This window comes from Mucilaginibacter myungsuensis, assembly GCF_015222005.1.
GTDB lineage: Bacteria > Bacteroidota > Bacteroidia > Sphingobacteriales > Sphingobacteriaceae > Mucilaginibacter > Mucilaginibacter myungsuensis.
In genome coordinates, this window is the sequence record NZ_JADFFL010000012.1 from 103162 (window position 1) to 116091 (window position 12930).

Below are 12930 nucleotides of genomic sequence, written 5' to 3' on the forward strand. Positions count from 1 at the left end.
ATCAAAGCAGATCACAAAAACTGCTGTCTTTAGATCATCACTATTTTGAGGGGTCGGCGCTGTCTATAATATTGCGAATAACCTTATCTAACTCATTCGCCGAAGTTTTAATATAGCCGATGATCTCCTCCTTCTCTACAGGGGTAGTATTGATGTTCTCCAAAAGGTTTACCAGTCCCATAATTCGGGATAAGGGCGATCGGATAACATGCGACTGCATCCATGATATGTCCTGAAGTTTACGATTGCGATCTTCGATAGCCGTCAAATGCTGTATCTTCTCGGTAACATCCATTGCTGATACGATCCGAGCAGGCCGTCCATAATATTCAAGAGCGTTACTTTGTATCTCTACCTCTATAATGGTACCGTCTTTTTTTCGATGCTTGAAGTTACCAGCTTGAAACAAACCACTGTTCACCTTCCTTTGTGATGCGGCCTTTAAAAGATCATCCACAGTTTCAACGGGGCGGATATCTTTTAATGTCATTGTTAAAAACTCCTCGTAACTATATCCATAATGCTTTACCGCGGCCTGGTTGACATCCAAAAAATATAAAGTCTCAGTATCAAACACCCATTTAGGCAGCGGGCTTAACTGGAATAGTTGTTCATATCGTCGGCTGGCCATTTCCAATTCGGCGTTGAGCTGACGCAAACGCAGATCGTTCTCCTTCCGCACTGTGATATCTTTAAAATATACCGAAAGTCCGTGCGTAGATGGATAGGCGCTAATACCGAACCACTTGTTAACTATTGGGTAGTGATCCTCGAAATGGGCGGCCTTGCCCTCGTTCAGCACTTTATAATAATAATTGTACGACAGTCGTTCTTTGGCGCTTGGGAACTCGGCCCAAAGGTGTTTGCCTAATATCTGCTCTTTAGGTTTATCCAGCATTTTGGCCGCCGCTGTATTCCAGTATGTTACAATAAAATTATTATCCACCGAAAAGAAACCATCACCGATACTTTCAAGTATGGTGTCTTTTTCAGACAGGGTGGCCAATAATGCAAGTTCGGTACGCTTTTTATCGTCAATATCCTGAAAGCTTCCATAAACCCTTACACACCTACCGTTCTGTTGTTCCGTTTCTGCGATCATCCGTACCCATCTCCTTTTACCAAGATAAGTTGTCATCTCCAATTCAATATCAAAGGCTTCGGCCCTTGTTATTGCCAAGCGGATCGCCTGCCTTAACATTTTACGCTCTTCAGCGCCATAAAACCGCAAAATATTATGCTTATCGGGCTTAAAAGATAATGGGGCCTGGTGCAATTCCCGGTCTATCTCTGACCATGTAATGGTCCCATTGATCACATCCATATCCCAGCTTCCTATACCTGCAAGCCTGCCGGTCTTTAGCAAGCGATCTTCTAAGATCTTCCGGTCAGAAATATCCTTGGCCAGGCAATATAATACATTACGTAGTTGTCCTTTGGTTGCAGTCCATCCTAAATGTACAATAGATCCGTTCTTCCGCACATAACGGTTCTCGAAATAAAGCTCCAATGCCCCCCCGTCCACAAAAGCTTTCATTCGTTCCCGGCTTATCTCCACATCATCTGGGTATATCAAACTATCGATCGGCATCGATAATATCTCTTTTTCTGTGAAACCCAATATACGGCACATTGCAGGGTTTATTTTTTTAAAGAACCTGTCTGTTCCAACTACACATATAATATCGGGTGCTGAAGCAAAAATGTCATTCAATTCCTGCTCGGTACGTTTTCTTTTCGTTACATCGCTTATAAAAATAGTAAGCCCCTGCTTGCCAGGGTAGATCCGGCTCTCATGCCAAATACCTAAAGGTTCATAATGATCTTCGATCACGACCGGTTCGCCGGTCGCGACAGAACTTTCTATAGCGTAATAAGTTGGTGAGCCTACTACATCAGGAAATACATCCCAAATATATTTTCCGATCAGCTCATCGATGGTCTTACCCATTATGGCGCAAACCTGGCGGCCAACAAAACTGTAGCGCATTTGCTTGTCGAGCATTAAAAATCCATCCTCTATATTTTCCGACAAGGTATCGAGTACCGCCGAGCTACGATAGCAGAGGCATAGGAAGTTACCCTTACAAGCTTTCAGAAATAATTTGATCTTTTGGCTGCCATTGATCACAAATGTCGCCTCGTTCTGCGGCTCTTTGAAAAAGGCTTGGGTATATACTCCGCCGAGCAAGTTATCTAAGGGCTTTCCAACCGCAGCACTTTTATCTGTATCGAAGAACTGATAAGCACCATCGTTCCAGTTCAACACCAACCCATTGCGGTCTAACGTAATTGTAGCGAGATCCGGAAGCCCTGATGACAAAAGTTCTAAAAGTTCAGGATCAAAGTTAGAGGTGATTATCATAATTTTAACTGATCTGAACTTGGTCAACAGCGATCAGTACCAGTGTTAGTTATATTTTATACGGTTCTGTATCTTAAATTGTTGCGCACTGTCAAGGATAGATCTGCAAATATTCTGCTATCGGTCTAAATGCCTACCTTTGCGCCATGATCATTAAAACAGCCGATTTTATTTGCAGCAATACGCAGGTATCAAAACTGCCGCCACCGGTTAAGCCCGAGTATGCCTTTATCGGAAGGTCTAACGTAGGCAAATCTTCGCTGATAAACATGTTGGTGGGCAAAAAAGGCCTGGCCAAAACATCTCAAACACCGGGGAAGACCCAACTGATCAACCACTTTCTGATCAACGAGAACTGGTATCTGGTGGATCTGCCGGGTTATGGTTACGCCCGCATATCTAAAAGCAAAAAAGAAGATTGGGATAAGTTCATCCGCAATTATTTGAACAAGCGCGAAAGCCTGCAATGTGTAATGGTACTGATCGATAGCCGCCTTGAGCCGCAAAAGATAGACCTGGAGTTTTGCAATATGTTGGGCGAAAAAGGCCTGCCTTTTGTACTTGTGTTCACCAAGGCTGATAAGCAATCTTCTATCAAAACAGATCAGAATGTGGCTAAGTTCCGTAAAGCGCTGTTGGCTTCATTTGAAGAAGTGCCTGATATCTTCATCACATCGTCCGAAGAAGGCACAGGAAAAGAGGACATCCTGAACTTTGTACATGGCATCAATCAAAATTTTGAGATACCTGAATATAAAACTTTCGACGAGTAGTTTTTAGATCCACAACTTGATAAAATAGCAAAGGCCACGAGTGATCGCGGCCTTTGCTATTTTATGATGAGCAGTAATTATCTGCTGCTGATATCGGTATAATCCCTTGTGGTAGGGCCGGTATAGATCTGGCGAGGACGGCCGATCGGCTCTTTGTTTTCTTTCATTTCTTTCCACTGGGCTATCCATCCCGGCAAACGGCCTAAGGCAAACAACACGGTGAACATTTCGGTCGGGAAACCTAAAGCGCGATAGATGATACCCGAGTAAAAATCTACGTTAGGGTATAACTTGCGCTCCACAAAGTAAGGGTCGCTCAGGGCAACCTCTTCCAGGCGTTTGGCAATTTCCAAAACCTCGTCATTAATACCCAGGTCCTCTAAAATATCATCGCAAGCTTTTTTGATGATCTTGGCACGCGGATCAAAGTTCTTGTACACCCGGTGGCCAAAGCCCATCAAACGGAAAGGATCATTTTTGTCCTTCGCTTTAGCTATCCATTTGTCGGTATCGCCGCCATCGGCTTTGATCTTCTCCAACATCTCTATCACGGCCTGGTTAGCGCCGCCATGCAGCGGGCCCCACAACGCAGATATACCTGCCGAAATTGAAGCATATAAGTTAGCGTCAGATGAACCAACGATACGCACGGTCGACGCCGAGCAATTCTGCTCGTGATCGGCATGCAGGATCAGCAATTTATTCATCGCGCTCACTACTACCGGGCTTATCTCAACCTCTTCGGTACGCTGACCGAAGGTCATGTGCAGGTAGTTAGAAACGTAGTCGTATTTGTTTTGCGGGTAAATGAACGGGTGGCCCAAAGATTTTTTGTAGATCCATGATACCAGCGTGCTCATTTTAGCCAGCAGTTTAATGATCTCGTCATCAACCTCAGCGGCAGTTAAACCCGGTTTTAACGATAACGGGTTAAAAGCGGCCAAAGCACCTATCAGCGACGATAACTGCCCCATTGGGTGTGATCCTGCAGGGAAACCGTCAAAGAATTTTTTCATGTCCTCGTGCACCAGGGTGTGGCGGCTTATCTTGGTCTCAAAATCCTTCAATTCGTCGGCGGTAGGTAACGCGCCGTAGATCAGCAAGTAAGCCACCTCGGTAAAGCTCGACTTTTCGGCCAGCTGCTCTATGGGGTAACCACGATATTTTAATATCCCTAATTCACCATCTAAAAAAGTAATAGCACTTTTGGTAGCACCAGTATTTTTATAACCTACGTCAAGCGTTACATAACCGGTCAGGTCCCTCAGCTTGGCAATGTCGATAGCTTTTTCATGTTCCGACCCTTCGATAACCGGCAGGTCGTATAACTTCTCACCTATTTTTAATTGTGCTGTTTCAGCCATAGAATATAATTGTATGCGAACAAATGTAGAAAAATCTGTGTATTCTTCGTATTATTACAGGCCTTTATAGGTTACATTTTTGTAAATTTATTGCTGGCAATATTGGCACGCAACGCTAATTTATCCTAAATTGCTCTGTTTCATTATTTAATGTACGCTAAATTCGGTAACATCCCTGCTGTCCCTAATGGAATATCCACCAATATTTTGATATTGGCGGGCTTCGCTTTGGTGCTCATTATAGCAGGCGCGGTAATGTTGCTGATCAAATTTCGCCGTTTACGCAAGGAGGATGAAGGTTATGACGATGATGACGCATCCGGCCCAAACAATGCAGGCTCCCGTCCTTTTATTAAATTGCCGCCCTTATCCCCGCCCGAAAAGCAAACCCTTTACAACGAAAAAACGCCTGCATCTAACGTAGCGCAGTTCACGGCTGCCATATCAGTGCCAGAACCGAGAACCATTTTAAGGCCAGTTGTTGACGATACACCCGCTCCTACCCCGATAGTTCCCGAGCTTGTTAAGCCCGACACTATTGTACCCACACCTGTGGCGGTTACCGAGACCGAGATAAAGCCTATAAGCGACGCTAAGAACATCGCCCTGCTTAAAAGCCTGAATGAGGTTAATGCGGTGATCAGTTCTTTATCTGATGTGGTATTTGAGTACGATGAGGACCAGATCTGTGTGAACCTGTGGTATAATAAACTGCAACCCGGCGCGGCCGAGCTGGAACGTTTCCGCGGCAAAAAACCGGGCGATCTGCTTGCACCTGATACTACCAAGGCGCTTAAAGATGCGATAGATATATCTGCTGCTAATGGTGTTTCTACCGATGTGGAGTTCCGCTCGTTTTATGGCGATGGCAAATGGTCAAGGGCTTATGTTAGCCCGGTGTTTGATAAAGACAATGTTTTTACCGGTCGCACTACTGCCCTTATTATAGATATTACAGCTGAACGCGAAGAAGCCGAAAAGGCCGGTGCTGAATATCAGCGCGCGCTGGATGCCCAAAAGGTTGCCAAACTTGGCGATTGGTGGTACGATCTGGCTACCAAAGAGACCTATTGGGCCGATAACCTGTACAAGCTTTTAGATATAGATGCCTTGCCTAAGGGCACAACGCATTTTGAATATTATGCCAGCAGTGTAGTATCCGAGGATCGCCGTGCGGTGTACCAGTTCTTTGCCGATGTGGAAGGTAAGCAGCATAACGAAAGCCAGCATGGTATCACCACTGCTAAAGGCAATTCGCGCTATTTCCGCATTGTACGTGGCGAACCTGTGCGGAATGCTCAAGGCAATATCACCCGTGTTACCGGCATTATACAGGACATTACCGAAAACAAATCGATAGAGCGCACGATCAAACGCAGTCAAGCCGAGTTATCGGAAGCACAGTCCGCGGCCAAGATCGGTAACTGGAAGTGGTATCTTGGTCAAAAGAACATCAGCTGGTCCGATGAGGTTTACCATATTTACGAGGTCGATCCGTCAAGCTTAAAGACCGGACTGAGCCACTTTAAACTCTTGTTGCAATATGTACATCCTGAGGATAAGGTTATCCTGCTGACTTTCCTGAAAAACCCGGCAAACCTGCGCCGCACCTCGTACGAGTTCCGCATCATTACCCCTACCGGTAAACTAAAATTCCTGAGCCTGATCATTGCCAAGATCAAAGACGGCGAGGATGGTAGCGTGAAGAGCGTAATGGGCACCCTGCAAGATGTGACCGACCGCAAACGCGCCGAACTGAACATTCGCGAGACCGAAGACAATTATAAGGAGATACTTGACGGGGTTAAACTGGCGGCCGTATCCTTAGACCGTAACGGTAATATCCTTTTCTGTAATAAATATCTGGCCGGCTTACTGGGCTATCCGCAAAGCAAGCTGGTCGGCCTCAAATGGTACGAACAATTTATATCAGAGAACCTGCAACCCGTATTTGCTAAATGGGCCGAGGATAGCCAAGCCGAACCTAACTACATTAACCCGGTGATCTGCCGCAACGGCGAGGAACGTGTTATCAGCTGGCAAAATACTACCATTTACGATGAGGATGGGCAAATAAAACAGATCACCTGCATTGGCGAGGACGTAACCGACCAGCAAAAGGACCGCCAGCAACTGATAGATGCTAAGAACGACGCGGAACGCGCATCAATGTTCAAGTCGGAGTTCCTGTCGACCATGAGTCACGAGATCCGTACACCGATGAACGCGGTGATCGGCACGACCGAACTGTTGCTGGAGGAAAACCCGCGTGCAGATCAGATCGGCTATCTGAATACACTGAAATTTTCGGGCGAGAACTTATTGGGCATCATCAATGATATCCTTGATTACAACAAGATAGAAGCCGGTAAATTAGAGCTGACCCGCACCCAATTGAACATCAATAAGCTGGTCGATAATATTAAGCAGTCATTCGCGGCTAAAGCTGCCGAGAAGAAACTGAGCATCAATATCGAGATGGCCAATACCATCCCGCAAAACATTACCGGAGACCCTATCCGTATCACCCAGATCTTGAATAACCTGGTAAGCAATGCCATCAAATTTACCCACAAGGGCGGCATTACTATCCTGATCCGCGAAGATTCGCGCACCGAGAATAAGGTGAAGCTGAATTTCACTGTAGCTGATACCGGCATAGGCATCGAACCTAAAAACTTGGATAAGATATTCGAGCCATTTGTGCAGGAATCGCAAGAGCGCCGCGACTATGGCGGTAGTGGCCTTGGCTTAGCTATTATTAAACGGTTGATCCAACTGCATGGCAGCGATATTAAAGCCAGCAGCGCCTTAGGCAAAGGCACCCAATTTAATTTTGTTATCGAGTTTGAATACCAGGCCGAACCTGTGAAGAAACCGGTACTGAACGCCGTACAAAAAATGCAGGAGGGCGACCTATCCGGCATGAAGGTATTGGTGGTTGACGATAACAAGATGAATATCCTGATCGCGAGCCGTTTCCTTAACAAATGGCATATAAATATCAGCGAAGCTAATAACGGACTTGTGGCCACCCAAATGGCCGAAAATAACGATTACGATCTGATCCTGATGGACCTGCAAATGCCTGTAATGGACGGCTTTGAGGCTACCCAGATCATCAAAAGCAAGCAACCCCGCCTGCCGATCATCGCCCTAACCGCCGATGCCATGCCCGAAACCTTTGCCAAGACCCGCAACTACGGTATGGACGATTACCTCACCAAACCATTTATGCCCGAGATCTTGTTCGAGAAGATAGCCAGGCATTACAGGATGGCGGTGTAGGCACCCTGGATAATTAACTTAAACTATAAGCAACCAAGAATTAACTTACTGACATACAGCATTTAAAGCAAAGCATATACACTTGCACACACGCGCTGTATACACCCCTATATACACCTACCCTCTCATCCCCAACAATAACTCCCCAATAGCGATATCCTCCGGATAAGTGACTTTTATGTTCTGATAGTTGCCTTCGGTCAAATGGATCATCACACCGTCTTTCTCTACCACACTGGCATCATCGGTAAACCCATCATTAAATTCTTGCAGGTAAGCTTTTTTTAAGATATCCGCACGGAAGGTCTGCGGGGTTTGCACCAGATAGATCTCATCGCGCAGCATACTTTCAGACCGGCCATTGCGCACAGCACGCACGGAATCACGACTTTTAACGGCCACTACGGCGTTGCCAAGCTCTTGCGCTTGATGATAGGCATGGTCAATGATATCGACGCTTGTGAGCGGCCTAACTGCGTCCTGAACGGCTACCAAACCATCTTCGGTCACCAGGGCCAAACCGGCTTTAACTGAATGGAAGCGGGTCTCGCCGCCATCAGCCAAAACATGCGGGATGGCGAAATTATGCTCAACGCAAAGCTCCTGCCAATAGGTATGAAAGTTGGGGTGCATCACCACAATGATCTGTGGTTGATATGTGGAATTATAAAATGCCTCGATGGTGTACATCATCAACGGCCGGCCATTCAGCAATAAGAATTGCTTAGGGACTACCGACTGCATGCGTGTGCCCGAGCCGCCCGCAACGATGAGGGCGTAAGCTGAGATGCGAGATGTGAGATCTGAGATATGAGACATGATATTTCTAAGAAGCGCAAATCTAATTAACCATATGTCATATCTCAAATCTCACGTCTCAAATCAAAACGCAAAAAAAAGTGAGACCGATTTCCCGGTCTCACATCTCATATTTGTCTCACATCTAATTAGATGATCAGCATGGCATCGCCATAGCTGTAGAAACGATATTTCTCTTTCACCGCAACTTCGTAGGCGTTCATTACGTGGTCGTAACCTCCAAATGCACAGATCATCATCAACAAGGTCGATTCTGGTGTGTGGAAGTTGGTGATCATGGTGTTAGCGATGCTGAACTCGTATGGCGGGAAGATGAACTTGCTGGTCCAGTCATTCACCGGTTTTAAGATACGGCCTGCTGATACGGCAGATTCTACAGCACGCATAGATGTTGTACCAACAGCGCAAACACGTTTTTTATTTTCGAGACCGCGGTTAACGATATTAACCTGAGATTGTTCGATGATGATCTGTTCCGAATCCATCTTGTGTTTGGTCAGATCCTCCACCTCAACCGGGCGGAAAGTACCTAAACCTACGTGCAGGGTAACCTCGGCAAAATTTACACCTTTTAACTCTAGGCGTTTCATCAATTCGCGGCTAAAGTGCAATCCTGCAGTAGGAGCGGCAACAGCACCTTCGTGCTTAGCAAAAACGGTTTGATAACGCTCTTTATCCTCGGCGGTAGCTTTACGTTTGATGTATTTTGGTAACGGTGTCTCACCCAAGATCTCGATATTGCGACGGAATTCTTCGTCGGTACCGTCGAACAGGAAGCGGATGGTACGGCCACGAGAAGTGGTATTATCCACAACTTCAGCGATCAGCAGGTCATCCTCGCCAAAATATAATTTATTACCCACGCGGATCTTACGGGCAGGATCAACCAAAACGTCCCACAAACGCAGCTCTTTGTTCAGTTCGCGAAGCAGGAAAACCTCGATAGTGGCACCGGTCTTCTCTTTGTTGCCGTACATACGGGCAGGGAATACCTTGGTGTTGTTCAGGATCATTACGTCCTGATCGTCAAAATAATCCAAAACATCTCTGAATATCTTATGCTCGATCTTGCCTGAATCTTTATGCAGAACCATTAAACGGGCCTCGTCACGACGCTCGGCAGGAGTATGCGCAACAAGCGATTCAGGAAGATTGAATTTGAATTGAGATAACTTCATGTTTGTTAAAATATGATTTTAGGGCGCAAAGGTATGAAATCTTACTGACATTAAACGTATAAATAGGGTGTTTGTGTGGCAGTTAAGTCATAATAAATAAAATTGCTGATACTTGTAACCAGAAGGGCGCAGCGGTGTCTAACCAACATTACGGTATGATATTTTTTAAATTATTCAGAGAGAGTTTCCTGTTCGCTTACGATGCCCTGCGTCAGAACAAGTTGCGCACCACGCTGTCCCTTTTGGGGGTTACTATCGGTATCTTTACTATTATAGCCGTTTTTTCGGCCGTGGATACGCTGCATAATAACCTGCAATCCAGTATAGATAAGCTTGGCGATAACAGCGTGTACGTGAGCAAAATGCCATGGATAATGGACGGCAACTCGCCCTGGTGGAAATTTATACAACGGCCGACCACTAACCTGCGCGAATTTGAGAAGTTGAAGCAACGCTCGCAGACCGCAGCCGGTGTTACTTATCAATTGGGCCTGGCCAACCGTACCGTAAAATTTCAAAGCAATTTTGTAGAGAACGTTGACATTTCGGCCGCATCTGCCGATTACCATATCACCCGTAACTTTGATATACAGGACGGCCGCTATTTCACCGACGGCGAATCGCGTACGGGTGCCCCTGTGGTTTTGATCGGCGCTTCGGTCTCCGAAGGACTTTTCCCGCATTTACAGCCGATAGGGCAACGCATCAAGGTAATGGGCAGGTATGTGACCATTATTGGCGTATTTGCCAAAGAAGGCGAAAACATGATGGGTATCACATCTGATGAGATGATCCTAATGCCGCTGAACTATGCCCGCAACCTGGTTGATGTACAGAGCGACAGATACGGCCCCGAGATCACCGTAAAAGGTAAAGCAGGTATTTCGTTGATTGAAGTTAGCAGTGAGTTACGTGGTTTAATGCGCTCTATCCGCCGGCTGGGGCCTGCGCAAGAGGATAATTTTGCCCTAAATGAATCTACCATTTTAACCCAAGGGTTTGATCAGTTGTTTGGCATTGTAAATATTGCCGGTTGGATCATTGGTGGTTTCTCTATCCTGGTAGGCGGTTTTGGTATCGCTAATATCATGTTCGTATCGGTAAAAGAACGTACCAACATCATAGGCATCCAAAAATCACTTGGGGCTAAAAATTACTTTATTTTACTTCAATTCTTGTTAGAAGCTGTGGCCTTATGCTTATTAGGCGGATTGATCGGCCTGGGGCTGGTCTATCTCGGCACGATCGGCGTAAAAGCCGGTACCGATATAGAGATCGTGCTGGATCTTACCAACATGATGCGGGGCATCACTATCTCGGTAGTGATCGGTATCATCTCGGGCATCGTACCGGCCTGGTCGGCATCAAGGATGGACCCTGTAGAGGCAATAAGGACGAATTAATTTTTTGCCGAGGTGTCTATCTTATCTTTAACGACCTCCAGTTAGACACCGGGAAAACAATAAAAAAGAAAGGGCCATTGATCATCTCAATGGCCCTTTACATATGATATAAATTCAGTTTTAGGCTTCTGCCAAAATTTCTTCTTTAGCTTTGTAATGGCCAGCTTTCAGTTTCTCTGAGATATCACTGAATGCATCCAGCGTGCGTTGTACATCCTCCAACGTGTGTACCGCAGTTGGGATCAGCCTTAATTCTATTAGGCCTTTAGGGATCACCGGATAAACTACGATAGAGCAGAAGATATGAAAACGCTTACGCAGGTCCATGGTTAAACTTGTAGCCTCGTGCAGGTCGCCTTTCAGGAATACCGGGGTTACCACGCTATTGGTGATACCGATATCAAAACCATGATCTTTTAAACCGCCTTGCAGGGCACGAGCGATGGTCCATAGTTTCTCCCGCAGTTCGGGTTGCGACTTTAACAGTTCAAAACGTTTTTTCAAGCCTAATACCATTGGCATTGGTAATGCCTTGGCAAAAGTTTGCGAGCGCATATTGTAGCGCAGGTAGTTGATAATAGTTTGGTTCGACGCCACAAATCCGCCGATACCGGCCATTGATTTAGCGAAGGTACCAAAGTAAACATCTACCCCGTCTATGCAGTCCTGAGCCTCGTGAGCACCCGCACCGGTAGCACCTAAGGTACCGAAACCATGCGCGTCATCTATTAGCAAACGGAACTTGAATTTATCTTTAAGCGCGATGATCTCTTTCAGTTTACCTTGCGCACCCGACATACCGAATACACCCTCAGTGATCACCAGAATAGCCCCGCCACTTTGCTCTACCAATTTGGTAGCACGTTCCAATTGTTTGGCACAGCTATCGATATCGTTATGCTGGTAAACAAAACGTTTGCCCATGTGCAAACGCACACCGTCGATGATACAAGCATGTGATTCGCCGTCGTACACGATCACGTCGTTACGGTCAACTAAGGCGTCTATGATAGACACCATACCCTGATAACCGTAGTTCAATAAGAACGCGCTTTCTTTACCTACAAAGTCGGCAAGGTCTTGCTCTAACTCCTCGTGATGGCGGGTATTGCCCGACATCATACGAGCGCCCATCGGATAAGCCATACCAAAATCGGCAGCAGCTTGCGCGTCGGCTTTACGTACTTCGGGGTGATTGGCCAAACCAAGGTAATTGTTCAGGCTCCAAACCAAATGCTCTTCGCCCTGAAACATCATGTGCGGCGCTATCTCGCCCTCTAAACGCGGGAATGAGAAATAACCATGCGACCATTGTTGGTGCTGACCAATAGGCCCGCCCATTGTTTTTGATATTTTATCGAACAGATCCAACTCTTCTTATCTATTTAATTAACAATATACAAATATAGCGTTAAACTAAAAAATCTTCAACGCTATTACTTTTTATTATGGGTTATTTAGGAATGTTATAGTAGGTTGCGTTTTTATAATTCCTTCCCTGGGGAAAGGTGTGTAGGAAATGCGAGGTGGCGGGAAGGGGTTCGTCCGCTAAGCATCGTGGCTAACCCCTCCCTGCCTTTTCACCACTACCTCTCCCGCCCCCTCCCCAAGGACTATCGTGTGGACACATCTTTTATGATTAGTTTCGTGTCCGATGTCATTACGTAATTTTAGGGACCTTGCGGATAAAAGACTTGTTAGCCGTGGGAATAAGATATTAAGCGATCTGTTTAGCAAGAG

The 12930-nt window shown here is 45.9% G+C and carries 8 protein-coding genes; 3 read left to right on the plus strand and 5 right to left on the minus strand.

Annotation, left to right across the window (positions count from 1 at the left end):
- Nucleotides 1–40 precede the first annotated feature (40 nt).
- The gene (locus IRJ16_RS21775; RefSeq protein ID WP_194113911.1) at nucleotides 41–2365 is read right to left on the minus strand and encodes a PAS domain S-box protein; all 2325 of its coding nucleotides are present in this window, start codon (nucleotides 2363–2365) and stop codon (nucleotides 41–43) included.
- Nucleotides 2366–2511: 146 nt separating this feature from the next.
- Between IRJ16_RS21775 and yihA the strand changes: the two genes are divergently transcribed.
- Nucleotides 2512–3138: a ribosome biogenesis GTP-binding protein YihA/YsxC gene (yihA, locus tag IRJ16_RS21780; RefSeq protein ID WP_194113913.1), complete on the plus strand. Its 627-nt coding sequence runs from the start codon at nucleotides 2512–2514 to the stop codon at nucleotides 3136–3138.
- 77 nt (nucleotides 3139–3215) lie between these two features.
- Here yihA and IRJ16_RS21785 read toward each other — a convergent pair whose 3' ends face one another.
- Complete coding sequence (locus IRJ16_RS21785) at nucleotides 3216–4502, minus strand: citrate synthase (RefSeq protein ID WP_194113921.1); 1287 nt, start codon at nucleotides 4500–4502, stop codon at nucleotides 3216–3218.
- A 150-nt stretch (nucleotides 4503–4652) separates the two neighbouring features.
- Here IRJ16_RS21785 and IRJ16_RS21790 point away from each other — a divergent pair, with 150 nt between their 5' ends.
- A complete protein-coding gene (locus IRJ16_RS21790; protein WP_194113924.1) occupies nucleotides 4653–7790 on the plus strand; it encodes a PAS domain-containing hybrid sensor histidine kinase/response regulator in 3138 nt (1045 codons plus the stop codon).
- A 117-nt stretch (nucleotides 7791–7907) separates the two neighbouring features.
- On the opposite strand, the gene IRJ16_RS21795 is transcribed toward IRJ16_RS21790, so the two are convergent.
- Both IRJ16_RS21795 and queA read right to left on the minus strand, forming a co-directional pair.
- Nucleotides 7908–8609, minus strand: a complete 702-nt coding sequence (locus IRJ16_RS21795; RefSeq protein ID WP_194113926.1) for a 2-C-methyl-D-erythritol 4-phosphate cytidylyltransferase — start codon at nucleotides 8607–8609, stop codon at nucleotides 7908–7910.
- Nucleotides 8610–8737: 128 nt separating this feature from the next.
- Nucleotides 8738–9787: a tRNA preQ1(34) S-adenosylmethionine ribosyltransferase-isomerase QueA gene (gene queA, locus IRJ16_RS21800; protein ID WP_194113928.1), complete on the minus strand. Its 1050-nt coding sequence runs from the start codon at nucleotides 9785–9787 to the stop codon at nucleotides 8738–8740.
- A gap of 155 nt (nucleotides 9788–9942) precedes the next feature.
- Between queA and IRJ16_RS21805 the strand changes: the two genes are divergently transcribed.
- Complete coding sequence (locus tag IRJ16_RS21805) at nucleotides 9943–11190, plus strand: ABC transporter permease (RefSeq protein WP_194113930.1); 1248 nt, start codon at nucleotides 9943–9945, stop codon at nucleotides 11188–11190.
- A 120-nt stretch (nucleotides 11191–11310) separates the two neighbouring features.
- Here IRJ16_RS21805 and IRJ16_RS21810 read toward each other — a convergent pair whose 3' ends face one another.
- Nucleotides 11311–12561 carry an aminotransferase class I/II-fold pyridoxal phosphate-dependent enzyme gene (locus tag IRJ16_RS21810; RefSeq protein ID WP_194113933.1) on the minus strand — a complete coding sequence of 417 codons (1251 nt, stop codon included), beginning with the start codon at nucleotides 12559–12561 and terminating at the stop codon, nucleotides 11311–11313.
- Nucleotides 12562–12930: the final 369 nt, after the last annotated feature.